Below are 25,266 nucleotides of genomic sequence, written 5' to 3'. Positions count from 1 at the left end.
CTGTTCGTAGCCGCCTTCGATCGCGCCATCCTTCCACGGCGATGAGTGGCGGTATTGCTGGTATTCTCAACCTGGACGGCGCTCCCGCCGACCGCCGATTGTTAGAGCAACTAGTGAGAGCCCTTGCCCACCGGGGTCCGGATGGGCAGCAAAGCAGGCTGACGGGGCCGGTGGGCTTTGGTTTCAGCCAGTCCGGCCAGAGCAGTGGAGGGTGCTTTGCAGGCGCTCCACTCTGGATCGTGGCGGATGCGCGCCTAGACGGGCGGGCGGAGCTGGCCGAGAAACTGGCAGTAAAAGCGCCGCTTTCGGATGCCGAGCTGATTCTTAGCGCCTACCGCCGCTGGGGTGAAGGGTGCGCCACGCACCTGCTGGGCGATTTTGCCTTCGCCATCTGGGATGGCAGCCTGTTTTGTGCCCGCGATCAGCTGGGAGTCAAACCTTTTTTTTATACCCAGGTAGGTCAGAGCTTGCTCTTCAGCAGCGAGCTGGCGGCTCTGCGGCTGCACCCGGCCTTGAGCAATCGGATCGATGAGCTGGCGGTTGCCGACTTTCTACTGTTTGGCTGTCCCCAGCAACTGGATATCACCCCCTTCGCTGCCATCCGCAGGTTGCCCCCGGCTCACACGCTCGGCTGGCAGCCCAGACAGCCGGTCCGCATCAGCCGCTACTGGGAGCTGCCGGTCGCTGAGCCGATTTTTTACCGTCGTCGCGGCGATTACATCGAGCACTTTCGAGAACTGTTCGACCGGGCGGTGGGGGACCGGCTTGGGGACGGGCCCGTCGCCATCTCGATGAGCGGTGGCATGGATTCGACCTCGGTGGCGGCTACGGCCAGAACCCTGCTATCTCGGCAGGGGAATGCTTCTCGCCTCTGGGCCCACACCTGCGTCTACGACCGGCTCATCCCCGATAGTGAGCGCCACTGGGCCGCTCTGGCCGCCCGGCACCTGGAGATCGCCGTCCACTACCAGATCGCCGATCGCTACTGCGCCTTCGAGGGCTGGGACCGGCTGGAGGGCTACCTGCCCGAGCCCTGCGACCATCCGCTCTGGCTCATCGACGCCGATCAGTGCCGCCAGATAGCGGCCAGCGGTGGCCGGGTGCTCCTCACCGGCCAGGGGGGCGATTCTGCCTTCTGTGCCGAGAACACCTACGGCCTGTACCTGCTCAGGCAGGGCGGGATCAGGCGCGCCGCCGGAACGATCGGCAGTTATCTGGTGGAGCATGGCCGCCTGCCGCCCCTCGGTATCCGCACCTTTTTAAAAAGCCTCCGCAGGCAGGAACCGGCAGGCTATCCCGACTGGCTCAACAGGGACTTCGCTGCCCGCCTGGATCTGCCGGGGCGCTGGCGGCAACTGAGCAGCAATCCACCGGCAGTGCATCCCTTTCGCCCCAGACTACATAGAATGCTCCGCGATCCGTTCTGGCCGAGCCTGTTTGAAAGCTACGATCCGGCCTGGACCCATATCCCCGTCGAGGTGCGCCATCCTTTCTTCGACCTGCGCCTGCTCGAATTTTTGCTGGCGATCCCGCCTGTGCCCTGGTGCGTTCACAAGCAACTGTTGCGTGAGGCGATGGGCGATCGGCTGCCGGAGGCGGTGCGGCAACGGCCCAAAACTCCCCTGGCGGCCCGTCCTGTCCATCCCTACGCTCCCTGGGTGCTGGGCGACGCCCTGCCGGTCGCCCGGCTGGGAGAGTACGTGGACATGACGATCGTTTCTACACTGATCCAGGGGACGACCTGCGATGAGCTGAACGATACAATCCAGAAAAGACGAAGATTGATTGCCCTGAATTACTGGTTGAAATACACCGTTCCGTCCGTCCCGATACCTACCAGGAGCAGACCATGAGCGAGCCAGCGCCGCCGGAGAAAAAACCGTACCAGCCTCCCCAGTTGCACGTCTACGGCGATATCCGCACGATCACCCAGGGAACTTCTGATCGCAAGGGCCGAAAAGACAGCAACAGAGTAAAGACAGCTGTCTAGCGAAGATGACGGGCGCTACGGAGCGGGGCAGCGCCGCCGGGCGAGTCGAAGATGCAGCCGCCCGGTTGTACAGCGCCTATGGCCTGAAAATTGCCTCCAACCGGCCCATTCCCGCCCTGGCCGCGAGTGTGGCCACCGGTCCGGCGGATCTGACGATCGAACTGGCCGCTCGTCCGGAGTGGCTCGATCGGGAGATGGCCACCGCACCGCCGCCGGTCTATCTCAGCCCTTACCGCGACGAGGGCGGCAGGACGGCCCTGATCGTCTGGGAACGGCTGGATGGGCATGTCCACTTCGCCTACAGCGACGGAGCCGAGTTTCTTCTCGATCGCACTGGCAGCCGCCTCTGGGCCTGGTGGCCAGCCACCCTCACCGAGGCGGACGCGCTCACCTACCTGCTCGGTCCGGTGTTCGGTTTTCTTTTGCGGCTGCGGGGAACGGTTGCCCTCCACGCCAGCGCTGTCGCCATTGCAGGCCGGGCGGTCGTCTTCGTCGGCCCGGCGGAGGCGGGCAAATCCACTCTGGCAGCGGCCCTGGCCAGACGCGGTCTGGCGGTGCTCTCCGATGACATCGTGCCGCTGGTCGATGGCGGGACGCACTTTCTGGTGCAGCCGGGCTATCCGCGTCTCAGGCTGCGGCCCACCGCCCTGACGATGCTTGCCTGCGCTGCCGGTGAGGCGCTTGCGCTGCCGGAGGCCCAGGGAGAAAGACGGCTGCACCTCGATCTTCAGCAAAACGGCTACCGCTTCTGGGCGGAGCCGCTGCCATTGGGCGCGCTTTATCTGCTCGCTGAACGGCATCCAGACGCTACTGCACCCCGGATCACCCCTGCAATGGGCCAGCAAGGGCTGATCGCCCTGGTGGGGAATACCTACGCTGCCCGCCTGCTGAATAGAGCGATGCGCGAGCAAGAATTTGACCTGCTCGCCCGGCTCAGCGAGCAGATGCCGCCCCTGTGGCTCCACCCCCACAGCGACCCGGCCCGCCTCGACCAGTTGTGCGATCGGATTCTCGAAGCGACTGCAGCTTTGGGAGAGTGCCGGTGACAGCGGTTTTGCATCGGATCTTTGGCCTGCGCCTGCGGGTGAACCGGCCCGTCGCCAATCTGGATATTCTGGCTGCCGGAAGCGAGCCGGTGGATGTCCAGATCCAGCTCGGTTGCTGGCCGCAGGGGATGGGAGAGCTGTCTCAGAAGCGCTGGTACACCAGCCCCTACCGGCACCGGAATGGCCAGCCGGTGCTCGTCGGCTGGGAGGTGGGCGATGTCTATCTGCGCCTGCGCTACGGCGACGGGGTCGAGTTTCTGCTCGATCGGGTCGGCACCCAGGTCTGGGCAACCTGGCCCGCATCTGCCGGTTTTCAGGCGGCAACGGATTATCTACTCGGTTCGCTCCTCGCCCTGGTGCTGGGCCTAAGGGGGACGATCGCGCTGCACGCTGGGGCAGTGGTCGTGGGCGATCGGGCACTACTTTTGCTGGGAGCGGAGGGGAGCGGCAAATCGACGCTGGCGGCGGCGCTGGCGGCGCGGGGCTACCCGGTACTGGCGGACGATCTGGTGGCGCTGGGGCAACAGGGCGATCACTTCATTGCCCAGCCGGGCACGCCCTGGCTGCGCCTGCGGCCCACAGCCGCGCCGCTGCTCGCCCAGCTGCAGGGATTTACACTCCAGCTGATCCCTGCGCCGGACGGCGACCACCTCGACCTCGACCTGCGCCAGAACGGTTGCCGGTATGCCCGCCAGCCACTGCCCGTCGCCGCTATCTACTGGCTGAGACAACCCGCGCCGACGACCCGGATCGAGCCTGCTTCCTTTCAGACCATCTGGCCCGCTCTGCTCGCCGAAAGCTGGGTAAGTCGTCTGCACACCAGAGCGATGCGCGCCCAGCAATTCGTTCAGCTCGCCCAACTGGCGGAAGCGGTACCGCTGCGCTGCGTCTCCTCCCGCCCTGGAGGGCCAGGATTGACCGGGCTGGGCGATGCGATTTTGCAAGATTTCGAGGCGCTGCAGCGGAGTCGGGCATGGGTATAGATGGGCAACTCGCCCGGCAACTTCTTGCAGGCGCGCGCCTGGACGACAGGCTGGTCGCCCGCAAGCTGGAGCAGGCGCTGTCGATCGATTACTGGCGCACCCTCCAGCCCCAGCTTTCCGTTGCCGGAACGTCCCCTCTGCCGGATAGCGAAACCGCAGCCCTCCTGCCAGAACACCAGGGAGCGCTGCTTGCCCAGTTTGGGAGCGCCGGTTACCTGCAGGTCGAGTCCGCTTTGCCGCCGCCGCTGCTGGAGGCGATGCACCGCTGCGCCCTCCTGCTGCAGCGCGAGGACTGGCCGCCGGTGTTCGCCTTCGTCTACGACGCTTTCTGGCAGGTGCCCCAGCTACCGAAGCTGGCGGCGCTGCTCGGTTCCATTCTCGGCAGCGGCTACCGCCAGAGTGCGAACTTCTGGTTTCACGCCGTTCCTGCCCTGCCGGGGGCAGGCGGCTGGCCTCCCCACCAGGACTATCCGGACAGGACGGGACGGGTGACTGTCTGGATGGCGCTCAGCCCTGCCACACCCGCAAACGGCTGCCTCTACGCCGTTCCGAAAAATGCGCCAGTGGGAAGCTGGCGCGATGATCTGCAGATGCTCACAAAAGAAACGCTGCTCGCCCTGCTGCACCACAGCCGCGCCCTGCCGGTAGCTGCCGGTGCAGCGCTCATCTGGGACGGCGAGCTGTTGCACTGGGGAGGCAAATCCGATGGGACAGGCGAGCCGCGCCTCAGTTTTTCTACCGAATTTCTCGCCGCTCAAGAAGAACCCACCGCCCGCGAGCGGCCCCTTTTTGATCCCACAGCCGGTCTGCCCCCGTTCGCCGAGCGCCTGGGGCTGATCGGGCGGGCGATTCTCGACTACTACCGCAACGAGGTGCGGCTGATCCGCTATCTTGATCTGGCGCAACACCTGTGCGAGCGGGCCGGATCTTAGATGTACGTCCTTTTAAATCATGGCCAGATGATCGCCGATGGGGTGCGCTCGCGCGCCTACGAGCGGGCGTTGCGGCAACGGGTGACGCCTGGGGCGGTGGTCGTGGACATCGGCACCGGCACCGGCGTCTTTGCGGTGCTCGCCTGCCGCTTCGGGGCGCGTCGGGTCTACGCCATCGAGGCGGACGATACGATCGCCCTGGCGCAGGAGGTTGCTGTGGCCGCCGGTTGCGCGGATCGCATCGAATTTCTCCAGAACTGGTCGAACGCGGTGCAGTTGCCGGAGCGCGCCGATCTGATCGTCTCGGACCTGCGCGGGGCGCTGCCGCTTTTTCGCAACCATCTGCCGACGATCATCGATGCGCGGCGGCGCTTTCTGGCACCCGATGGGGCACTCATTCCCGAGCAGGACGTGCTCTGGGCAGCGATCATCGAGTCCGAAGCCCTCTACCACTCCTGCACACTGCCCTGGACGGACAACTGCCACAACCTCGATCTGCGGGCCGCCCTGCCCATCGTGCGCAACAGCTTTCACCACGGCCCGGTCGGCCCGGAGCAGTTGCTCGCCCCGCCCGAGCGTTGGGCCACCCTCGATTACAGAACCGTCGAAACCAGCGACGTCGAGGGTGAACTGCGCTGGCAGGTGACCCGGTCCGGCACCGCCCACGGGCTCTTGCTCTGGTTCGACGCCGTGCTCGCTCCCGGCATTGGCTTTTGTAACCGCCCCGGCACAGCCCAGCCGACCACGATCTACGGCAGCGGCTTTCTGCCCTGGTCCGAACCGGTGAATGTCGCTGTCGGCGACACGATCGTTGTTCAACTCAGCGCCAGACTGGTCGGGGGAGAATATATCTGGCGCTGGGACAGCCAGATCGAAAAGATGAGCTTTCGCCAGTCCACCTTTTACGGGATGCCCCTTTCGCTGGAGCGGCTGCGGCGGCAGGCGGCGGATTCCGTGCCCAGCCTGGGCGAAGAAGGCAAGATCGACCGGTTCATCCTCGAACAGATGGACGGCCAGCTCACCCTCGAAGCGATTGCCCGCCGCCTGGCGCAGCACTTTCCTGGCCGCTTCGACCGCCTTCAAGACAGTCTGGCCCGCGTCGGTGAACTGGCCCAGAAGTACGGACAGTAGTAGCCCATGCCGGTGCCTGCGGTGGACGAAGAACTGACCCGGTGGCTGGTGCTCTGCCTGCGCGGGCGCTGGGAGCCGGAGGCGCTGGAATTGGCCCGTGACCAGCCGCCCCTCGACTGGGAGCGCTGCTGTCAGATCGTGAATTCAGAAGCCCTGGGCCCCCTGCTCTACAGCGTCGTCCACCACCAGGCGCTCGTTCCTGCCGCCGTCGAAGCGGAGTGGGAAGTGGCCTACCGGCGCAACGCCTGCCGCAACGCGCTGCTGTTTGCTGCCCTGGCAGACATCCTCCAGGCGCTGGCAGGGGCGCAGGTGGAGGTGATCGTTCTCAAAGGAGCGGCGCTGGCCGAACGCCTCTACGGCGACATCGCCGTGCGGCCCATGCAGGATCTCGATCTGCTCATCCGTCCCGCTGCTTTGCCGGTGGCGCGCCAGGTGCTCAAAGCGCTGCACTTCGCTCCTACCCGCACGGAGATCGCGACTGGATTCAACGCCGCCTTCCGCAACGAGGAATCGCTGCACAGGCGGGGGCTGGTGGATGTCTACGTCGATCTGCACTGGCGGCTCATCGGCCCCAATTATTATCAGCGGGCCCTCGCGGGCGAGTGGTTCTGGCAAACGGCCCGCCGCAGCCCCATCGGCGATCGGATGGCCCTGGTGCTGGGCCTCGAAGCAGAAGTGCTCTACCTGTGCGCCCACCTGCAGTTGCACCACGGAGGCCGCTCCCTTCTTTGGCTGCAGGATATTGCCGAGCTGCTTGTCCGCTGCGGACAGGATCTGGACTGGGAAGTGCTCCTGGAGCAAGCGCAAGGCAACAGCCTGGTGCTGCCGCTGCAGCGCACCCTTTTGCAGCTGGCCACCGATTGGGCGGTGCCGGTGCCTCGGGGAATCGTCGAAGACCTGCGCGCCCTGCGAGTCACTGCTACTGAACTGCGCGCCTTCGGTGCCCTCGCCCCCGGCGAGCGGACCCGCGCCCAGCGCCTGCTTGCGGATCTTTCGGGGGTCATCCGTTGGCGGCAGAAGTGGCAGCTTGTCCGGCGAGCCCTGTTTCCAGACGCGGAGTACATGCAGGAGCGCTACGGAATTGCCCACCGGTCGCTGGTGCCCTTCTATTACCCCTACCGCTGGTTGCGCGGCCTGCGCCGGGTCGAATAGGTTATTCCCACCTCGGGCGCAGCTTGAGCACCCGGCAGGGATGACCGGCGCAGACAGTCCAGGCGGGCAGATCGGCGGTGACGACGGCGCGGGCACCGACCACGGTTCCTTCACCCACCCGCACCCCCGGATGGATGAACACCTCCGCACAGATCCAGGCGCAATCCCCGACGGCAATCGGCGCAGTACGAAGCGGAAAGTGGGGCCGGGTGTAGTCGTGGGTACCCGTGCAGAGGTGCGAACCCTGGGAGATCGTTGCCCGGCTGCCGATCGCAATTCGATCCTGGTTGTAGAGGGTGACGCCGTCGGCGATACCCACGTAGTCGCCGCACTCGAGGTTCCAGGGAGCCCAGATCTTGACCCCCGGATAGATGTGGCAGCCCCGGCCCAGCTTTGCCCCAAAGCAGCGCAGCACGAAGGCCCGCCAGGCGTGCAGGGGCCGGGGGCTAAATCGAAAGGCCACCAGCCGGACCAGCCCCCAGACGAGCCGCCCAAGCCGGTTCGCCCGGCTGAAACTGGGCTGGGTGTAAGGGTCGTTGCCTTCGAGGATGCCGGACATCGCCACCTACCAGACGTAGCCTTCTGGCCGCGAAAAGTACTTCCAGTCTGTGCCGAGGTTCTTGCGCGCCGTCGCGGGCACACCGGCGTAGAGGGTGTACTCCTCGCTGAAGGCGTCCTTGAGCAGGCTCATCGCCCCAAGTACTGAATGGTCGGGCAGGCGGCTGCCTCCCAGCAACACGCAGCTGGTGCCGACAAAACAGTAGTTGCCGATCTGCACCGGGGCAGCGTGCTGGCGGCCCCGCTCGAGGTCGATGGCGTGGGTGAGCACCTGCGAGCGGTACCCTCCCAAGATTGCGTGGTTGCCCAGGCGAACCGTGTCGGTGCAGTCGATGAGGTGGCGGTGGGTGATCGCGGCGTGGCGGCCCAGGACGAGGCGCGGCGAGCGCTCCGGCTGGTGGGCAAAGTGGCGGTCGGGCCTCGCCGGAAAACCGCTGATCCAGTTGAGGCGGCCAATTCGGGCGTGTTCTTCGAGGCGCAGCTCGTCGAGTCCCCTGCAGACGTTCAGGTGGCCGATCTGGCTGTGGGCCGCCAGCACCAGGCGGCGCGGAAAGATCCAGGCAAGGCCGATGCGGCTGGTCGGGTCGATCCGGTAGCCCCAGAAGCGCACCAGCACCCACCGGCGCACCGGCCAGGGCAGAAGCAGCGTCAGCGCAGCAAGGAGCGTCTTCACCGTCTCGATGAGCAGAAACTCTGTTGAGTCTACCGCCTCCGGGACAATCAGCCCTCGCCGGTGAGCATCCGCCGCACTTCCGGGGGCAGATCTTCAAATTTGGGGGTGGCCCCGATGCCCCGCAGGCGCGATTCGATCGCCCCTTCTTCTGCCAGTTCCATCAGTCGGTCAAAGGAGGTGTTCTCGACGGTGGCGCGAGCCTGGAGCATACTCTCGTAGTGCGGGCATTTTTCGGGGGTGCCGTTCGCCGCCTCGATACAGCCGTTCTGGCAGACCTCGGCACAATTACGCTGCTGCTGCTGCTCGCTCATACGCTTTTCTCTCCCTCATCTCTGCTTCGATCGTACTACTGCCTGCCGCCAGTCGAACTGGCCGGAGTAGCGGTGCGCAACAGCCGCTCGTACTTCTGGCGGTACTTGTCGTAGAGGCGCGTCTGGCGGTTGGCCAGATCGATGTTGCGGCCCTGGATGTAGGCGCGCTCGGTCTGGGTAGCCATTTCGAGCGGATCGCCGGTGGTGACGATGAGGGTGGCGTCCTTGCCCACCTCCAGCGACCCGAGTCGATCCGCCACCCCCAGAATCTGGGCCGGGTAGAGGGTGATTGCCCTGATCGCCTCGTCCGGGGGCAGGCCGTAGGCGGCGGCCATCGCCGCCTGGTAGGGCAGGTTGCGCTCGTGGGGAGCAGCAAAGCTGCTGCCGTCGTTGGCGATCGCAAAGCGCACCCCGGCCTGGAAGAGTTTGGCGGCACTGGTGTAGGGTGCGTCGTAGGGATCGTCCCGCCTGAGGGGCAGGGCGATGAGGGGACTGATAATAACCGGAATGTCGCGCTCTTTGAGGCGACCTGCCACCCGCCAGGCGTCCTGCCCGCCCACCAGCACGATCGAGAGCTTCTGCCCGGCACTCCAGGCGAGGGCAGACTCGATCTGGCTCAATTCGTCGGCATGGATAAATACCGGCAGCTTGCCCTCGAAGACCGGGATCATCGCCTCCCAGCGGCTGTCGTGGTCCTGGGCGGCGCTGTTGTGCAGGCGGGCGAGGCGGTAGGCGCGGGCGACGGCAAAGGTGTCGTCGATCTGGCGCAGGCGCTTCTGGGCCTCCTCCTGCTGTTTTTTGGGCGACTTGGGAAAGCTCGGGTCGCGGTTGATCGCGAGGGTCGGCCAGAAGATGTGCAGGCCGACGCGGGGCTTGAGGGCCATCTCCTCCCAGCTCCAGCCGTCGAGCTGGATGAGGGCAGAGGTGCCGGTAATCAGGCCGTCCTCGCCCCCTGGCTGGGGCACGCTGAGGGCGGTGAGCACGCCGCCGGTACGGGCGACGGGCAACAATTCGCTGTCGGGGTTGATCGACACCGCCGCCCGCACGTTCGGATTGATCGATCCGCTCTCGGCGGTGTCGGTGCTGGCACGCACCGAGCCGATCTCCACCAGCCCCAGTTCGCTGTGGGCGGCCATCAATCCCGGATAGACGTGCTTTCCGGTTATATCGATCACCTCGGCGTTGGGAGGCAGAGACAGATTTTTGCCCACCGCCACGATCTTGCCGCCGCTCATGACGATCTGCCCCGCCTCGATCGCGGGGGCGCTCACCGGATGGATCGTACCGCCCACCAGGGCGATGGGGCGCGTCTGGGGCGGAGGCGGCACCAGGTCGCTGGCCCGGCTAGGGGCGATCGCCGTACAGAGTGCGATGATCGCGATCAGAACAGTCGATATGGCCGCGACCGTCGTGGTAGAGCGAGCGGTGTTCGAGCGCATAGGCAAAATCACCTGCTTCGAGGGTGGGAGTAGAACCTGGGGTAGTCGGTTTGTCAGCGGCGCGGCCACCTGTGCCGAGCATCTTCTGGCGCTCGACGAGCGCTTTTTGAACGAGCGCCTCGTGCTCCTGGGCATTGGCGGTCCGCAGCCGGGCATCCTCGTCGCGATCGAAGTAGCGCCGCCCGTCGATCCAGGTCGCATCGGCGCGGCTTTTGCTCGAAAGCGGCGGCCCGCTCCAGATCACAAAGTCGGCGTCCTTGCCTACCTCCAGCGAGCCCACCTGCCGGTCGATGCGCAGCTGCCTGGCCGGGTTGATCGTGACGAGCTTGAGCGCTTCTTCTTCGCTGAGGCCGCCGTAGCGGATCGACTTGGCCGCTTCGGTGTTGAGGCGGCGGGCCAGATCGTCGCTGTCGGAGTTGACCGAGCTTACTACCCCCACCCGCGTCATCAGCGCCACGTTCTGAGGGATAGCGTCGTAGACTTCGACCTTGTAGCCCCACCAGTCGCTGAAGCTCGAAGCGCCCGCCCCGACTCTCGCGATGGCGTCGGCCACCTTGTAGCCTTCGAGCACGTGCTGAAAGGTGCCGATCTGAAACTTCAGCTGCTCCGCGAGCCGGGTGAACATCAAGATCTCGTCCTGGCGGTAGGAGTGGATGTGAACCAGCCGCCTGCCATTTAAGATTTCGACGAGGGCTTCGAGCTGGAGGTCCCGCCGGGGCGGCAGCAGCGTCGCCCCGACGCGATAGCGCTCAAAGTTCCGCTCGTAGTCGCGGGCCGCCAAAAAATTGTCGCGCAACAGTTGCTCGACCCCCATGCGCGTCTGGGGATAGCGGCTCGACTGGGGCCGAAAGGACTGCTTGACGTTCTCGCCCAGGGCGAACTTGATGCCCGGCATCGCCCCGGCAAATTTGAGCCCCTCCGGCTTTTCGCCCCAGCGCAGTTTGATGACCTGATTCTGGCCGCCGATCGGGTTAGCCGAGCCGTGCAGGACGTTGGCGACGGTGAGACCGCCCGCCAGTTCGCGGTAGAGGTTGATGTCGGTGGCATCGAGCACGTCGCCGATGCGCACTTCGCTGGTGACGGCGTGGGTGCCCTCGTTCACCCCCCGGCTGATCGCCGTGTGGGAGTGACAGTCGATGAGACCGGGTGTAATATGCCCGCCGCGCGCGTCGATCACCGTTGCCCCGGCTGGGGCGACGAGATTGGGTCCGAGGCGGGCGATCTTGCCCCGGTGAACGAGCAGGTCGGACTCGACGAGCTTACCGGCAGCGGCGCTGGTCCAGAGCGTGCCGCCGCGCACCAGCACCCACTCGGGCTGATCGGGTTTTTGGGCGCGACCGAAGGCTCCCGCCGGGTAGGTGGCAGGGGCGCTACTTGCTCTGTCGGTGTCGGTGTCCTTGTCCTTGTCTGCGGCGGCACCCACGGCGGTGCGGCGGGCGCTCCAGTCAAAAAAACGGCCATCGGGTAGCTGGCCAGTGCCGCTGAGGCTGTCCTCTGCGATCTGGCCGCTGAGGCGCACCAGCCCGCCGGTGGTGCCAAAAAGTCTGGCTGGCGCAAGCAGCACCAGTTGCTCGCCATCGAGGGCGGCGGTGAGGTCGCTGCCCGCCAGGCTCGCCCTGGGTTTGCCCGCCTCGCCTTTGATGTCGAGGGCGGTGGGGGCGCTCGCCCCGGACCAGCTCACCTGCCAGCTGCCCCGTGGGTCCGCCGCTTCGCCTCTATCGGTCTGGTAGTACTGGCCATCGACCCAGACGGTGAGCACGTTCGCCTTGCCGGTAAACAGATCCCCGTCGGCGACGACGAGATTTGCCACCTTGCCGGGCTCGATCGTGCCGTAGCGGTTGCTCACGCCCCAGAGCCGGGCCGGGGTGGTGGTGAGGGCGGCGAGGGCGCTCGTGGCACTGAGGCCGCGCCGCACCGAGCGCCGAAGCCGCGTCCAGAACTGCTCCTCGGGCCTGGCGAGGCGGGCTGTCGTGAGAGCAAAGGGAATGCCTGCCGCCGCCAGCCGGGCCGGGTTGTCGGGAGCCTGGTCCCAGTGCTGCAGCTCGTCGAGGGGGATATCGAGCGCTTTTTCGGGCGTCTCCACCTCCGGGGCCCCCGGAAAATCGAGGGGCACGATCACCGGTGTGCGGGCCGCCTGCAGCTCGTCCATCACCCGGTACTCGTAGCCGTTGCCCACAAGCAGGCCGCGCAGGTGAAATTCGTCCACCAGGCGCAGCGCCCGCAACAGGTCCAGCTCGTCCTGCGCCTCGAAGACGACGGGCATCTTGGCGGTGGAGGCTTCTTCGAGGGCGGCGAGCGCCTCGTTGGTCTCAGGCCGCACCAGTCCTGCGGCAGAACGACTGTAGGCGGCCTGGGCGCGGCGGTACCAGTCGGCGTCGAGGAACGTCTGGCGGATGAGGGCGATCGAACCCATCAGCGACACCGGATAGCGGTCCTCCCGAAAGCGCGACTGCTCGAAGGCAATGTGCTCGGCCAGCTTCGGCACCAGTACCACCCGGTTGCCGTCGCCACTGCCCAGGTTGATAAGGGCGCTGCTGCCCCGGAAGACGCCCCGGCCCGGTGCGCTGAGGGCACTGGTAAAACCGAGGTTGCGCAACTTTTCGGTGCCCGTGGCATCGATGGTGAGCGCGTCGGCGGCATTGCGCTCGGGGGTGACCCGCTCGTTCCAGGCCGCCGCTCCAGCGGGGGGCGCTTTTTTTTCCGGGGGCTTCGCTTCGTTTGCTTCGCCTTCTTCTGGGCGCGGTTTAGGCGGCTGGAGATCTTTGGGCAGATCGAGGGAGGTGTAGCTGTCGATAAAGCCCGCGTAGATCACCCGGCCCCTGAGCTTCCAGACTCTCGCTCCAGCCGGAATGGTGAGCTTGCCGCCCACCGCCTCGATCAGACCGTCGCGCAGGAGGAGGGTGCCATCTTCGATCACTTTGCCGGGGGCGACGACGATGCGCGCTCCGGTGAGGGCGTGCAGGCGCGGGTTGTTCTCGCGCAGGCCCTGGGGCGGAGCCGTCTCGGGGATCTGGGCAAAGGCGATGGCAGGACAGCAGCACCAGGCGATAAGGAAGCCTGTCAGCCGGTACAGGGCAGTCGGCATAAAGACCAGAAGCAGTCGCGGGTGGGTCGCAGCGCATCATAGCGCAGCCAGGACCGCGCTTTCGCCCAGAGCGGGTAGTTTTTTAAGATCAGGAGGTGTGGGGTTCCCGGCGGGTCTTGAGATATTCGATCAAAGGCGGCAGCAGCGACAGGACAATCACCAGGGCGACCGCCAGGTGAATGTTTTTTTCGAGATCTGGGATCAGCCGGCCCAAAAAGTAACTGCCAGGCAACAGCAGGCCAATCCAGGCGATGCCGCCAAAGACGCTGTAGAGCATAAATGTCCGAAAGGACATCCCCGCCGCCCCCGCCACCACCGGCGCGAAGGTGCGGATAATCGGGACGAAGCGGGCGAGCACGATCGTCTTGCCGCCGTGGCGGAGGTAAAAGCGCTCGGCCTTGAGCAGGCTCTTTTTAGAAAACAACAGCGATTGCTCGCGGCGAAATAAGCGGGGCCCCGCCGCTGACCCGATCCAGTAGCCGACGGCATTGCCGCCGATGGCAGCGGCGATGAGCAGGCCCGTCAGCACCCAGATATTGAGCAGGCCGCTGGCGGCGATGAGCACGCCCGCCGCCACCAAAAGCGAATCGCCCGGCAAAAAAAACCCGACCAGCAGGCCCGTCTCTGCAAAGATGATCGCCGTCAAAGCCAGATAGCCACCGGTGCGAATCAGCGCATCGAAGTTGCTCAGGTAATGAAAAAAATCCTGTACCGGCTCCACGTTCGGCCTCGTATGCCACGACAGAACCACTGTATCAGTCCGTCCCCAGCTTTCCTGGTTCAAAGCGGAGATGCATAGGCGATTGGCCTGCCGGAATTTTCAAGCACAACGGCTCGGTCCGCACATTACTCGCGATCAGGGCGTGTGCTATACTCTGCCCTTGGAAGGGGGGTATTCCCGCTATGATCCGAGGGAACAGGGAGGGTCATAATCGGGGATCCCGAAGCTGGGGACCGTTGCCTGTCCGCTCGGTCCTTTTTCATGACTGCCCCACAGCAAAAGAGTGCCCGAGCGGGGCATCAGGCTTTAGAATCGCGATGCTCCATCCAGGTGCGCAGGCGGATCTTACCGGCAATGTAGAGCGGAAATTGATAGTGCTCAGCCAGCAGCCAGCCCACCAGAGCGAGGTGCGCCACCAGCGTCAGCACCGTCCAGATCGTTGGGAACAACAGCGGCGGCTGGGGCAGCGAACGGTAAGAAAACCAGACCAGCGTCGGTGGGAAGACAATCAATGCCAGACCGACAATCCAGATCACGAGCGTCAGATCAAAATCTTCGCGATGAATCGATTGCCAGTGCCGACCGTTCCAGCGCCAGCTTAAAGGCTGTGAACTGTCCTCGACCCTAAGCGTGTTTTCTTCGAGGTCGGCAGTAAAGATGTGTCTGCAGAAATTGCAGGCAAAGGCTTCGGTGAGGACCAGGCCCGCGATCTCGCCGTGACGACAGATCGGGCAGGCATAGACATCCTGATAGCAAAGGCGATGCTTGGTTGCCAGGGGCTTACCACCGGTATTCACGGGATAACTTCTTTCTGAGAACACATCTTCAACCTCTAGAGTTCCAGAAATTTTTCGTGCCTGCTTGTTTTTTTAGGAATTGTTCATATTCGGTAGTATCCGAGACAATCGGCAGCACGAGGGCGGGGCGGCAGCGTCGGCAACCGCTCCCCCAATTGCCGATCGAAGCTGGTGTTAACCGGATCGAATGACTGGGATAGCCACGACCGCTGCTTTTGTCTGCCTGCCGCTACTGTCCGACGTTCTAAAGGCAGGCTTCGGCAGAAAATATCGACATTCGAGCCACAAAAAAAGGTGAATAACCGCCGGAGGCTTTGTATCGTGGGGAAGGGTTTGCTATTCTCAAGCCAGGCAATCACTTTTTATCAGGAGAGATATGATCAGGCCACGCCACTGCCCGCTGTGTAATCGCCTTCTGCAATCGGTCGCGGTGATCGAGGACGGTCTATTGCACTGCGAGTGGGACGGCACCTTCCACTGGGACGGTGCTTCCCGGCGACTCAAAAATCTCAACAGCCAGCAGATCTGGCACCTCGATGTGGCAGGCCGCGTCATCAATCCGACGCGGGTGCAGGCGACGGCTGAACCGCGCCTGCGCCGCCGCCCCATTCATCTACCCAAATTGCCGTGAACGATAGTGTCCAGAAACTGCTCGCCCTTGCCCGGCAGCAGGGGGTCCAGGCGGAGGTTTACTTTCTCCAGCTCGATGAAACCCCGGTCAAATTCGAGACCAACCGCCTCAAAAGCCTGCAGACGCGGGCGACTACCGGTATTGCCCTGCGCGTCCTCTCGCAGGGGCGGCTGGGTTTTGCCAGTTCTACTGACCTGAGTCGCCTCGAAGCGCTGCTGGCGGCGGCAATCGAGACGGCGGGCAGCGGCGATCCGGCTGAATTCGACTTTTTAGCGGCGGGCGAGTTGCCCGAAGGGCGGGCGAGCCGGCTCTTTACGGTGCCGAGTGGCGACCATTTTGTGCGGTTGGGCGATGAGCTGGTGGCGCGCATCCGCGACTACAACGGCGATATTCTGGTGAGCGCTGCTTTTACCCTGCGCCGATCGCAGGTCGAGATTGCCACCACCGGCGGCACCACCGGCAGGCGTGAGCGGACGACGGTGAGCGCCTCGCTTTCTGGCAACCTGGTGCGCGATGCCGACTTACTGGAGGTCTCGGACTTTGCGGTCGAGCGCGACGGCGAGCCGGACTACGAGCAACTGGTTGCCGGGGTAATTGCCAAGTTCCGCCGGGCCGAGCGCACTGCCTGGGTGGAGAGCGGCACTTTACCGGTCGTCTTCTCGCCGATGGCGGCGGCCTTTACCCTGGGGGGGCTCTTTCAAACGGCGCTCTCGGGGCAGACGGTCCTCCAGAAGACCTCTCCCCTGGCGGACAGGCTGGACCAGCAGGTTTTCAGCGAAGAGCTGACGCTTTTTGAAGCTCCCGATCAGGGCACCGCTGCCACTGGCTTCGACGACGAGGGAACACCGACAAGAGCCAAGCAATTTATCGAGCGAGGTGTGGTGCAAGAATTTTACTGGGACCGCACCTGGGCAGCGCGGGCAGGCCGACTGCCGGGCGGCAACGGCTTTCGCAGTGGCCTCGCCCGGCCCGCACCGGGACTGGTCAATTTTTGTATGGCCGGGGGGAGGGCAACAACCGCCCAACTCATCGGCTCGATCGACGAGGGTATCCTGGTCGAGCAGGTGCTCGGTGCCGGTCAATCCAATACGCTCGCGGGCGAATTTTCGGTCAACCTCGATCTGGGCTACAAGATCGAGAAGGGCGAGATCGTCGGTCGCCTCAAAAATACGATGGTTGCCGGCAATATCTTCGAGGCGTTCAGCACCCAACTGCTGGGACTGTCCCGCGAGACAAGCTGGGTTTTCGGTTCGACCGCGTTGCCGACGATCGCCTTCAGTCATCTGGGCGTCTCCAGCCGCCGCTAGAGATTGAGAGATTAAAAGTAGAGAACCTCATGGACAAAATTGTCCGGTTGCGGCTCGATCTCCCAGATCAGGCCATCGCCCGGATCGAGCTGTACGTCGATGTAGAGTTCGTCGGTCGCTGTCTGGGCTGTCTCCTCGTTGTTTTCAAAAGGCTGCCTTTCGTCGGTCAAAAGCCTGAGTTTGAGGCCGCCTGGCACCCGCCCCCGGCAGTTGCGCAACTCAAAGCGCCAGGTGTAGTCGGGGCGGTCCGGCAGCGGAAAGACGCGCAGTTCGTACTGCTGACCGGCGATCTGCAACTGGCGGAGCACGGCCTGCCCGCTGCTCCTGCCGCGTCCACCCGCCGGTGCCAGGGGTCTGCACCAGCCGCTCGGCAGCTCACTGCCCCGCTGCAGCCAGCGCAGCACCGAATGGCGATGGCGCTCGGCGTAGAGTTGCTCCCGCCAATCAGGATCAGAAAGCAGCGCCAGCCACTGACTGAAGTCGAAGACCTGCAGTCGGGGGGAGAGCATTTGCCGCCGGTCGCTCCACTGGGCAATCAGCTGTTCTGCCTGACTGCTGCTGAGGGCGGCTGGGGCTACGGGCTGGGGGTCGGGAGGACGCACCTCCAACTCATAAGCTGCCCAGAGCGTGTGCAGGTTCGGATTGACGCGCCAGCCGTCCAGGCAATAGGTGCGGTCGCGGTGGTCGATGAGATCAAAGTGCAGCTGCTCGTAGCGCACGAAGCCCCAGATCCCCAGTCGGTCGTTCTCGCAATCGATCTCGACGGGCAGGTAATAGTGGGCCGCCCAACCCGGAATTTCGACCCACTCGCGGGGAATGCGAAATTCGTCGCGGTCGATCTGTTCGCTGGGCAAAAAGACCAGCCTCAACGCGCCGCAGACAATCGCCGTACCACTCACAAATTCTCGGAGGGCCGGCTGGTCTGCAACCGCAGGCCAGACCTGGGCGGAAGGTTCAAAATCCTGCTGGATCCACTCCAGAACCGTTGCCTGGCACAGTTGATTGAGGTAGGCGCTCCAATGCACGCTGCCGTGGGAGTAGGCCCGCCGCTCCGCCCTGAGGGCTGCCGCTGGGATTTCAAGCCAGAGGGTATCCGGACAGTAAATAGAAGATTCGAGGGTCACAGGTTTAGCTCTCCTGGATCGGAAGGTTGAAAGTGCAGTTGGAGCCAGTCTTCAAGGATCGTATTCATACCCATACCTTCCACTATGTTCGGTTCCAGCGAAACATGCAGGTTTTGGTGGACCCAGCTACCTACCGCAACAAGAAGTTTTGTGCGGGCCCGATGGAGCCAGCGCGAAACTGTGTATTGTTGAACATCAAATTCTGAGGCAATCTGCTGCTGGTTCAAACTGCCGCTGTAATAAAGCTGGAGCGACTGCTGCAGGGGCAGGTCCAGCCGGTGGAGGGCGTCTACCAGTACGGCGTTGATCTGGGCGTGCAGAAGCCGACGTCTTTCGGCGCTTTCTTGTTCGATCAATTGCTCGATGGGCGTCGGTCCCGCTGGCTGCAGATAATCGAGCAGATCCCGCGAGGCTTCGCTGCTCAAGTCGGCAAGGCTGACCTCGATGATCAGGTGGCGGCGCAGCGCTTTGGCGCAGTCCTCCAGCCAGCTTTGCAGTTGGGCCACTGTCGCAGAGGGAGAGTCTGGGGTGCTGTGGTAGATGTAATGTCCGGCGATGGCCAGCCAGACCTCGTTCGGCGGCGGCTGCAGATGAGAAGAACCAGCTTTGCGCTGCGGAACATAGATTGTCTTGAAGGCGCTCGCAGCGCTCAGGCGACACTCTAGCGCCGGACCTGTGTAGCCGCTGCGCTGCAGAGCTTTGTGCAGGCATCTGAGACTGTACTTGCGCAAAAGCGACCAGTCCGTGCAGACTTCTGCCTCGTGCCGCTCCCGCAGGATGCGATTGAGCATATTTTTGAAGACGCGGGCAGCGTAGCGCTTAAGATCGATGCCCCGCTCCGGGTTGTAGTGCTCCAGGACGCGCCCGACGCCCGTGATCGCCATCTGTACCAGATCCCCCAGTTCGTCGTGCCGCCGGAAACTGTTCTGCATGTCCCGTGCTGCCCAGCAGGCAGGCTCATAAAGATAACAGGTCAGGTGCTCGACTGCCAGTGGATCGTCCCCCCTGCGCCAGCGCCCATACCAAAAAAGCAGCCACTGCTCGATCGAATAGGACGCCTGCGGCTCTTGCTCCGACCAGATTTGCATGTTCCGCTGCAACCGGGGAATGCGCTCCCAGCGCATCCGGCTTGCATCGAACACGGGGTATGTTGAGAATACCTGACGCGCTTGCATAGGATTTTGACTCTAGGAAGGGGAAGATACGTAAATCTGTCCAATACCGCAGGCCAATCATTGTATCGGACGATCGGTTTTCGATAAAGATTTAACAAAGCTCGCAAGCAGGCGAAATCCTCTGCATAAGCGAGCGCAGTTGTGGCTATGGGATGGTAGAGCTTCGGTTCCCTTCCCGGTTCGCCGGCTTCAGGCAAACCGCAATCGGTCCCCCCTTCCTGCCTTCCCCCCAGGCCAGACTTGCTTCCAGGGATCAGAAAAAGCCCCGTCTGTTGGCTCAGACAGGGCTTTTTCTTGAAAAGACTGGTCCTCAGCGCAGGCTGATCGAGTCTTTGGCCACCGGGAAATTATAGATGCCGCCCAGAAGACGGGGCGGCACCGAGCGGGCGGTGCGTTCGCGGGTGACATCGACCAGGCGGTCGGTGGTAGCGACGTACATATCGGTCGTCAACTTCGGATAAAGACCGATCCCAAAGATCGGCACCAGCAGGCTCGCGATGATGAACACCTCGCGCGGCTCAGCGTCAAATAGCTCCTCCTCGTGGACGACCTTGTGGTTGAGCTTGCCGTAAAAGATTTCGCGCAGCATCGAGAGCAGATAGATGGGCGTGAGGATCACCCCGAAGGCGGCGAACAAGATCACCAGCGCCTTGAACTGGAAGCTGTAGGCGTCGGTGGTGGTCATGCCGACAAAGACCATCAACTCGGCGACAAAGCCGCTCATGCCCGGCAGGGCGAGGGAGGCGAGGGAGCAGGCGGTAAACATCGCGAAGATCTTGGGCATCTTGGGGGCGATACCGCCCATTTCGTTCAGGATGAGCGTGTGGGTGCGGTCGTAGGTGGCCCCGACCAGGAAAAAGAGCGAGGCACCGATAAGACCGTGGGAGATCATCTGGAGCATCGCCCCGCCCATGCCAATTTGCGAGAGCGACCCGATACCGATCAGCACAAAGCCCATGTGCGAGATCGACGAATAGGCGATCTTGCGCTTGAGGTTGCGCTGACCAAAGGAGGTGAGGGCGGCGTAGATGATGTTGACGATGCCCAACACGATGAGCAGCGGCGCAAACAGGCGCGTCGCCTCCGGAAAGAAACCGACGTTCATCCGCATCAGGGCGTAGCCGCCCATCTTGAGCAGGATGCCCGCGAGCAGCATGTGGACAGGGGCGGTCGCCTCGCCGTGGGCATCCGGCAGCCAGGTGTGCAGCGGGAAGATGGGCAGCTTGACCGCAAAGGCGATCAGGAGTCCCAAAAAGCAGAGGTTCTGGAAGGTGGAGTTGTAGTTCTTGGCCGCCAGCTCGATCATGTTGAGGGTGCGCACGTCGCCGTAGAAGTACATCGCCAGGCCGACGACGATGATAAAGAGCGAGCCAATCGCCGTGTAGAGGATGAACTTGGTGGCGGCGTACAGCCTGCCCTTGCCGCCCCAGATGGCGAGCATCAGGTAGACCGGCACCAGTTCCAGCTCAAAGAACAGGAAGAAAAGCACCACGTCCTGTACGGCAAAGACGCCCGTCATGCCGGTGAGCATGGCGAGCATCAAAAAGTGGAACATGCGCGGCCTGAGGGTGACTGGCCAGGCAGCGAGAGTGGCGAGGGCAGTGATAAAGCCCGTGAGCAAGATGAGCGGCATCGAGAGGCCGTCCGCTCCCACCGACCACTCCAGGCCAATCTGGGGCATCCAGCTGTAGCGCTCGACCAGTTGCATTCCGGGCTTTGTGATGTCGTAGTCGAGCCAGAAGGCAGCGACCATCAGCACAAAGTCGATCAAGCAGACGCCGAAGCTGAACCACTTCACCCGCTTTTCGGGAATGAACGGTACGGCGAAGGCGGCCAGCAGGGGCAGAACGATGATGACAGTCAACCAAGGAAACATAGTTTGCACCCGTGGGCTAAAGGAGGCCGAGCACGGCGATGAGCGCCAGCAGGGAGACAAAGACGATGAGCACGTAGAACTGGGCGCGGCCCGATTCGAGGTACTTGAGCCCTTCACCGGCAAGCAGCGTGGTGAGTCCTGAGAAGTTGACGACACCATCGACCCCCTTGCGGTCCACTTCGAGGGTGCCCCGCGCCAGGAGCCTGGAGGTCTTGACGAACGCCTGCTCGTAGAGCCAGTCGAAGTTCCACTTGTTGACCGAGAACAAGTAGAGCGACTCGAAGCGGCGCGCCAGTCGTCCCGGCAGTTCGGGCCTGAGGATGTAGAGGTAGTAGGCGAGGGCGATGCCCGTGAGGGACAGGAGCGTCGAGGAGCCACCCACCAGCAAGAAGTGCGCCAGATCGAAGCCGTGTTCGGCGGCCCCTTCCCCACCGCCTTCGCCCAGGAACTTGCCGAACCAGTTGTCCCAGGGCACCCCGACAAAGCCGATCAGCACCGAGGGCACCGCCAGGACTACCAGGGGCAGGGTCATCGACCAGGGCGATTCGTGGGGCGTGCCACCGTGGTGGGCGTGGGGATCGTCCGGACCGTGGTGGTGCGCATCGTCCTGGGCGTGCAGCGGTTCATTGCGGTCCATCGCGCCGGGGCCGTAGGCGGGCAACTCGGCAAAGCCATGGACGATGCCGTCTTGATCGATGTTGTGCTGCCAGGCGTTCACGCGGGCGATCGCCATCTGGTCTTCGCCCCGGTAGCTGCCCTCGAAGGTCATAAAGTACATGCGGGCCATATAAAAGGCCGTGATCCCGGCGGTCACAAAGCCGATGAGCCACAGCCAGCTGCTATGGCCGAGGGCGTAGCCGAGAATTTCGTCCTTAGACCAGAAACCGGAGAAGGGCGGAATACCGCTGATGGCGAGTACACCGATCCCGAAGGTAGCGGCGGTGATCGGCATGTACTTGCGCAGGCCGCCCATCAGCCGCATGTCCTGGTTGTCGTGGACGCCGTGGATGACCGAACCGGAGCCCAAGAACAGCATCGCCTTGAAGCAGGCGTGGGTCACCAGATGAAAAAGCCCGGCGGCGTAGGCACCGACGCCCATGCCCATCATCATGTAGCCGAGCTGGGAGATCGTCGAGTAGGCGAGGCCCTTCTTGATGTCGTTCTGGGTAATCGCAATCGTCGCGCCGACAAAGGCGGTGATCGCTCCGAGCCAGGCTACGACTTCGAGAACTGCCGGCACCTCCGAGAAGACCGGGAAGATGCGGGCCACCAAAAAGACACCGGCGGCCACCATCGTCGCGGCGTGGATGAGGGCGGAGATCGGTGTGGGGCCTTCCATCGCATCCGGCAGCCAGACGTGCAGGGGCACCTGGGCCGACTTGGCCATCGGACCCATGTAGACCAGCAGGCTGTAGAGAATCACCAGCGCCAGCGGCACTGCCCCACTTTCGAGGGCGGTGCGGATCGCCGGGGCAAGCCCCTCAAAATCGAAGGTCCGGGTAATCGAGTAGATGCCCAGAATGCCCAACAGCAGACCAAAGTCGCCGACCCGGTTGGTGATGAACGCTTTTTGAGCGGCGTCGGCAGCCGATTTTTTATAGAACCAGAAACCGACCAGCAGGTAGGAGCACATGCCCACCAGTTCCCAAAAAACGTAGATCTGGATCAAGTTGGGCGAGACGACCAGACCCAGCATCGAGAAGCTAAACAGGCTCAAGTAGCAGAAGAAGCGCACGTAGCCCGGATCGTGCTCCATGTAGCCGTGGGAGTAGATCATCACGAGCATGGCGACGCCGGTGACGACCGTGAGCATGACCGCTGCGAGATTATCGACCGTGTAGCCCATCGGCACGACGATGCCGCCCATCGCTGCCCACTCGAACTGCCAGGTGTAGGCCGGATGGCCCCCGATCGCCTGCAGCAAAATCAATACCGAATAGACAAAGGCAACGGCGATCGTACCGATGCTCAGGCCGGCTGCCAGGGAGCGCTGACTTCTGGTCCACTCCTGGGCCGATACGAATCCGATGCCCAGAAGCAGCGCAGCCAGCAGCGGCAGCACCGGAATCAGCCAGGCGTAACTGTATACCCATTCCATAAGGCTTTCCCTGTCAAATCCTTGCAGAAACGACGACGTGAGGGGCCAATTCGCTGTACAAACCCCTGGGTCAAGTGCGATTCCCCAAAACTTATTCTAAGCAAAGCGCTCCAGGCAATCCTGGCGATCGCAGATTTTTTTAACGGTATCGCAATAAAACTTTGCACGTCGAAGGTAACAGCAGAGGGTGCTTTACTGGCAGTGTAGGAAAGCTTTTCAGGCATTTGGAGGAGATTTAAGACTCTTTTTAGATAGCGGCGTTTGTTAAGAAGAGCCTCATACAGGAAGCAGAATGTGACAGTTTTTCGATCGGTATCGGAGGTGGCGCGGCCCTGCGCTGTCGCTCTGGGCAACTTCGACGGCGTTCACCTCGGGCACCAGGCGGTGATCCAGGCGGTGCTTGGCCGTCCGGGTGTCCCGACGGTGCTCACCTTCGATCCCCATCCACGGGAGTATTTTTCGGGCCGCACCGGCTTTTTGCTGGCTCCGGAGCGGGAGCGCAGCAGCCAGATTCTGGCCCTGGGGATCGCTCAGATCGTCGTGCTGCCCTTCGACGAGCGACTGGCGAGCACCGAGGCCCACCGCTTCGTCGAGGAAGTTCTGGTAGAGGGGTTGCGCGCCCGCTTCGTCTCGGTGGGCTGGAACTTTCGCTTTGGCAAGGACCGCCTCGGCAACACCGAGATGCTGCAATCCTGCGCCCGCGCATACCAGTTCGACATCGAGATCCTGGCGGAGCGCCAGATCGAAGGCCAGCGCGTCAGCAGCTCCGCCATCCGCACCGCACTGGCGTCGGGCGATGTCGAGCGGGCGCGGCTATTGTTGGGCCGCTCCTACAGTCTTGAAGGTGAAATTGGCCGGGGCGATCAGCGCGGGCGGCTGCTCGGTTTTCCGACCGCCAACCTGCAGGTGAGCGAGCGCAAGTTTCTGCCGGGCGACGGCGTGTATCTGGTGCGCGCCCACTGGGGATCGCAGCGGCGCTGGGGACTTTTTAACCTCGGTGTGCGCCCGACTTTTGGCGGCGAGCGGCGCACCCTCGAAGTCCACGTCCTCGACTGGCAGGGCGATCTCTACGGCCAGTCGATGAAGATCACCCTCGAACATTACCTGCGGGCCGAGAAAAAATTTGCCTCGGTAGGAGAACTGATCGAGCAGTTGCACCGCGACCGCGACCAGGCGGAGCGACTGATCGCGAGGGGCATCTGAGGCTACTTGCGCCTGACGGTGGGCAAGATCGTCGGCTGCTGCAACGGAATCGGGGCAGCCGGTCCGTAGGAGAACGTGGTAGAAACCGTTTCCCAATCGGCGGCACCGGGAATCGCCGGTAAGGGCGAGAGACCTTTGATCGACTCGACTGCCCGCCGATCGAGCTGGGGATCGCCGAAGCTAGCCAGGGTACGGACGCGGACGGTACCGTTGCCGCTGATTTTGAGTTCGACTTCGCCCGTGCGGGTCATCCGGCCTAACGCCGAAAGCCGGGCATAGACGCTGGGACGGACGCTTTCTAGATAGTGCTCGATCACCGCGTCGGGAAGATACGGCAGGGTGAGGCTGATATCCGGAGCGCTGAAGGAGGCGGGCAGGGGCTCGAAGGGGGCCAGCTGCCGGATGTGAGCCAGGAGCGATCGGTCGCACTCGGGGTCGCCAAAACTTTGATCGAGAGCCGCCCCTTTGAGCTGGCCCTGCGGGGTGAGCTGCAGGCGGATGATGCCGCGCTGTCTGGCGGTGGCAAAGCCCGAAAAACTGCTGATAATCCGCCCCTTTACCCGCTGGATGTAGGCGTCGATCTCAGAACGGGATGGGCCGCTCAGAGCGTCCGCCTGGGCGGAGAGAGGCCCAGGGGCACAGACCAATCCCGCCCACAAAACCAGCAGACTCGACTGGACGCGCAATAGCCCCGACAGCCGGTGCGAAAAAAACACGGCTAGGACTTGTCGGAGCCCGCTACGGCCTCACGGAACTGCTTACCGGCAGAAAAAGCCGGCACGGTCGTCTCGGCAATCTGCATCTTCTCGCGGGTCTTGGGGTTGCGGCCCTCGCGGGCGGAGCGCTTGCGCGGCTCGAAGGAACCGAAGCCCACCAGCGTCACCTTGTCGCCTCTGGCCACCGCCTCGACGATCACATCGAAGGTCGCGCCGACGACGGCATCGACGTCTTTTTTGGCCAGCTTGGCCTTCTTGGCGACAGCATCCACCAGTTCACCTTTGTTCATAGAAACTCCTCACCGTGCAATAGCAGAC

General features: G+C 63.5%; 23 protein-coding genes. 10 read left to right on the top strand and 13 right to left on the bottom strand.

Annotation, left to right across the window (positions count from 1 at the left end; all coding sequences use genetic code 11):
* The first annotated feature begins 41 nt into the window (after nt 1–41).
* Genes GKIL_RS10540 through GKIL_RS10515 form a run of 7 tightly spaced genes read left to right on the top strand, consistent with a single transcriptional unit; the run spans nt 42 to nt 7,234 of the window.
* The gene (locus tag GKIL_RS10540; protein ID WP_023173553.1) at nt 42–1,853 is read left to right on the top strand and encodes an asparagine synthetase B family protein; all 1,812 of its coding nucleotides are present in this window, start codon (nt 42–44) and stop codon (nt 1,851–1,853) included.
* Nucleotides 1,850–1,990 carry a lasso RiPP family leader peptide-containing protein gene (locus GKIL_RS24730; protein ID WP_023173552.1) on the top strand — a complete coding sequence of 47 codons (141 nt, stop codon included), beginning with the start codon at nt 1,850–1,852 and terminating at the stop codon, nt 1,988–1,990. The genes GKIL_RS10540 and GKIL_RS24730 overlap by 4 nt, the downstream gene beginning before the upstream one ends.
* Before the next feature lie 5 nt (nt 1,991–1,995).
* Nucleotides 1,996–3,036: a hypothetical protein gene (locus tag GKIL_RS10535; protein WP_023173551.1), complete on the top strand. Its 1,041-nt coding sequence runs from the start codon at nt 1,996–1,998 to the stop codon at nt 3,034–3,036.
* Nucleotides 3,033–4,019, top strand: a complete 987-nt coding sequence (locus GKIL_RS10530; RefSeq protein ID WP_023173550.1) for a phosphoenolpyruvate carboxykinase (ATP) — start codon at nt 3,033–3,035, stop codon at nt 4,017–4,019. Before GKIL_RS10535 ends, GKIL_RS10530 begins: the two co-directional genes overlap by 4 nt.
* The gene (locus GKIL_RS22625; RefSeq protein ID WP_023173549.1) at nt 4,010–4,951 is read left to right on the top strand and encodes a phytanoyl-CoA dioxygenase family protein; all 942 of its coding nucleotides are present in this window, start codon (nt 4,010–4,012) and stop codon (nt 4,949–4,951) included. The genes GKIL_RS10530 and GKIL_RS22625 overlap by 10 nt, the downstream gene beginning before the upstream one ends.
* Entirely contained in the window at nt 4,952–6,082 is a 1,131-nt protein-coding gene (locus GKIL_RS22620; RefSeq protein ID WP_023173548.1) for a 50S ribosomal protein L11 methyltransferase, read from the top strand.
* A gap of 6 nt (nt 6,083–6,088) precedes the next feature.
* Complete coding sequence (locus tag GKIL_RS10515) at nt 6,089–7,234, top strand: nucleotidyltransferase domain-containing protein (RefSeq protein WP_023173547.1); 1,146 nt, start codon at nt 6,089–6,091, stop codon at nt 7,232–7,234.
* Nucleotide 7,235: 1 nt separating this feature from the next.
* Here GKIL_RS10515 and GKIL_RS10510 read toward each other — a convergent pair whose 3' ends face one another.
* From GKIL_RS10510 to GKIL_RS10480, 7 genes are all read right to left on the bottom strand, one after another.
* A complete protein-coding gene (locus GKIL_RS10510; protein ID WP_023173546.1) occupies nt 7,236–7,793 on the bottom strand; it encodes a WcaF family extracellular polysaccharide biosynthesis acetyltransferase in 558 nt (185 codons plus the stop codon).
* Between the two features lie 6 nt (nt 7,794–7,799).
* Complete coding sequence (locus GKIL_RS10505) at nt 7,800–8,465, bottom strand: acyltransferase (protein WP_023173545.1); 666 nt, start codon at nt 8,463–8,465, stop codon at nt 7,800–7,802.
* 47 nt (nt 8,466–8,512) lie between these two features.
* Entirely contained in the window at nt 8,513–8,776 is a 264-nt protein-coding gene (locus tag GKIL_RS25265; RefSeq protein ID WP_023173544.1) for a hypothetical protein, read from the bottom strand.
* A gap of 35 nt (nt 8,777–8,811) precedes the next feature.
* Entirely contained in the window at nt 8,812–10,215 is a 1,404-nt protein-coding gene (locus GKIL_RS10495; protein WP_051382761.1) for an amidohydrolase family protein, read from the bottom strand.
* Nucleotides 10,121–13,300 carry an amidohydrolase family protein gene (locus GKIL_RS10490; protein ID WP_023173542.1) on the bottom strand — a complete coding sequence of 1,060 codons (3,180 nt, stop codon included), beginning with the start codon at nt 13,298–13,300 and terminating at the stop codon, nt 10,121–10,123. Before GKIL_RS10490 ends, GKIL_RS10495 begins: the two co-directional genes overlap by 95 nt.
* A gap of 88 nt (nt 13,301–13,388) precedes the next feature.
* Entirely contained in the window at nt 13,389–14,021 is a 633-nt protein-coding gene (locus GKIL_RS10485) for a DedA family protein (RefSeq protein ID WP_023173541.1), read from the bottom strand.
* A 299-nt stretch (nt 14,022–14,320) separates the two neighbouring features.
* The gene (locus GKIL_RS10480) at nt 14,321–14,818 is read right to left on the bottom strand and encodes a hypothetical protein (RefSeq protein WP_041243886.1); all 498 of its coding nucleotides are present in this window, start codon (nt 14,816–14,818) and stop codon (nt 14,321–14,323) included.
* Between the two features lie 376 nt (nt 14,819–15,194).
* On the opposite strand from GKIL_RS10480, the gene GKIL_RS10475 reads away from it, so the two are divergent.
* Together GKIL_RS10475 and GKIL_RS10470 are read left to right on the top strand one after the other, a co-directional pair.
* Nucleotides 15,195–15,449 carry a hypothetical protein gene (locus tag GKIL_RS10475; protein WP_023173538.1) on the top strand — a complete coding sequence of 85 codons (255 nt, stop codon included), beginning with the start codon at nt 15,195–15,197 and terminating at the stop codon, nt 15,447–15,449.
* Complete coding sequence (locus GKIL_RS10470; protein WP_023173537.1) at nt 15,446–16,756, top strand: TldD/PmbA family protein; 1,311 nt, start codon at nt 15,446–15,448, stop codon at nt 16,754–16,756. Before GKIL_RS10475 ends, GKIL_RS10470 begins: the two co-directional genes overlap by 4 nt.
* Before the next feature lie 11 nt (nt 16,757–16,767).
* On the opposite strand, the gene GKIL_RS10465 is transcribed toward GKIL_RS10470, so the two are convergent.
* The 4 genes from GKIL_RS10465 to GKIL_RS10450 form a co-directional block, all read right to left on the bottom strand.
* Complete coding sequence (locus GKIL_RS10465) at nt 16,768–17,880, bottom strand: DUF1822 family protein (RefSeq protein WP_023173536.1); 1,113 nt, start codon at nt 17,878–17,880, stop codon at nt 16,768–16,770.
* Entirely contained in the window at nt 17,877–19,022 is a 1,146-nt protein-coding gene (locus GKIL_RS10460; RefSeq protein ID WP_187293914.1) for a sigma-70 family RNA polymerase sigma factor, read from the bottom strand. The genes GKIL_RS10465 and GKIL_RS10460 overlap by 4 nt, the downstream gene beginning before the upstream one ends.
* Before the next feature lie 343 nt (nt 19,023–19,365).
* A complete protein-coding gene (locus GKIL_RS10455) occupies nt 19,366–20,931 on the bottom strand; it encodes an NAD(P)H-quinone oxidoreductase subunit 4 (RefSeq protein WP_023173534.1) in 1,566 nt (521 codons plus the stop codon).
* A 16-nt stretch (nt 20,932–20,947) separates the two neighbouring features.
* Nucleotides 20,948–23,029: an NAD(P)H-quinone oxidoreductase subunit 5 gene (locus GKIL_RS10450; RefSeq protein WP_023173533.1), complete on the bottom strand. Its 2,082-nt coding sequence runs from the start codon at nt 23,027–23,029 to the stop codon at nt 20,948–20,950.
* A 294-nt stretch (nt 23,030–23,323) separates the two neighbouring features.
* On the opposite strand from GKIL_RS10450, the gene GKIL_RS10445 reads away from it, so the two are divergent.
* Nucleotides 23,324–24,232: a bifunctional riboflavin kinase/FAD synthetase gene (locus GKIL_RS10445; protein ID WP_023173531.1), complete on the top strand. Its 909-nt coding sequence runs from the start codon at nt 23,324–23,326 to the stop codon at nt 24,230–24,232.
* A gap of 2 nt (nt 24,233–24,234) precedes the next feature.
* Here GKIL_RS10445 and tolA read toward each other — a convergent pair whose 3' ends face one another.
* Nucleotides 24,235–24,948, bottom strand: a complete 714-nt coding sequence (tolA, locus tag GKIL_RS10440; RefSeq protein WP_023173530.1) for a cell envelope integrity protein TolA — start codon at nt 24,946–24,948, stop codon at nt 24,235–24,237.
* A 2-nt stretch (nt 24,949–24,950) separates the two neighbouring features.
* Nucleotides 24,951–25,238 carry an HU family DNA-binding protein gene (locus GKIL_RS10435; protein ID WP_023173529.1) on the bottom strand — a complete coding sequence of 96 codons (288 nt, stop codon included), beginning with the start codon at nt 25,236–25,238 and terminating at the stop codon, nt 24,951–24,953.
* Nucleotides 25,239–25,266: the final 28 nt, after the last annotated feature.

The organism is Gloeobacter kilaueensis JS1, from assembly GCF_000484535.1.
GTDB classification, from domain to species: domain Bacteria; phylum Cyanobacteriota; class Cyanobacteriia; order Gloeobacterales; family Gloeobacteraceae; genus Gloeobacter; species Gloeobacter kilaueensis.
The sequence above is the reverse complement of the archived record's forward strand: the minus strand, read 5'-3'. Positions and strand labels throughout refer to the sequence as shown.

Excerpts from the sequence above, each read along its gene's own strand:
- GKIL_RS10540 (WP_023173553.1), top strand. The coding sequence starts at position 42 with ATGAGTGGCGGTATTGCTGGTATTCTCAACCTGGACGGCGCTCCCGCC.
- GKIL_RS24730 (WP_023173552.1), top strand. The coding sequence starts at position 1,850 with ATGAGCGAGCCAGCGCCGCCGGAGAAAAAACCGTACCAGCCTCCCCAG.
- GKIL_RS10535 (WP_023173551.1), top strand. The coding sequence starts at position 1,996 with ATGACGGGCGCTACGGAGCGGGGCAGCGCCGCCGGGCGAGTCGAAGAT.
- GKIL_RS22625 (WP_023173549.1), top strand. The coding sequence starts at position 4,010 with ATGGGTATAGATGGGCAACTCGCCCGGCAACTTCTTGCAGGCGCGCGC.
- GKIL_RS22620 (WP_023173548.1), top strand. The coding sequence starts at position 4,952 with ATGTACGTCCTTTTAAATCATGGCCAGATGATCGCCGATGGGGTGCGC.
- GKIL_RS10515 (WP_023173547.1), top strand. The coding sequence starts at position 6,089 with ATGCCGGTGCCTGCGGTGGACGAAGAACTGACCCGGTGGCTGGTGCTC.
- GKIL_RS10510 (WP_023173546.1), bottom strand. The coding sequence starts at position 7,793 with ATGTCCGGCATCCTCGAAGGCAACGACCCTTACACCCAGCCCAGTTTC.
- GKIL_RS25265 (WP_023173544.1), bottom strand. The coding sequence starts at position 8,776 with ATGAGCGAGCAGCAGCAGCAGCGTAATTGTGCCGAGGTCTGCCAGAAC.
- GKIL_RS10495 (WP_051382761.1), bottom strand. The coding sequence starts at position 10,215 with ATGCGCTCGAACACCGCTCGCTCTACCACGACGGTCGCGGCCATATCG.
- GKIL_RS10490 (WP_023173542.1), bottom strand. The coding sequence starts at position 13,300 with ATGCCGACTGCCCTGTACCGGCTGACAGGCTTCCTTATCGCCTGGTGC.
- GKIL_RS10475 (WP_023173538.1), top strand. The coding sequence starts at position 15,195 with ATGATCAGGCCACGCCACTGCCCGCTGTGTAATCGCCTTCTGCAATCG.
- GKIL_RS10455 (WP_023173534.1), bottom strand. The coding sequence starts at position 20,931 with ATGTTTCCTTGGTTGACTGTCATCATCGTTCTGCCCCTGCTGGCCGCC.
- GKIL_RS10450 (WP_023173533.1), bottom strand. The coding sequence starts at position 23,029 with ATGGAATGGGTATACAGTTACGCCTGGCTGATTCCGGTGCTGCCGCTG.
- GKIL_RS10435 (WP_023173529.1), bottom strand. The coding sequence starts at position 25,238 with ATGAACAAAGGTGAACTGGTGGATGCTGTCGCCAAGAAGGCCAAGCTG.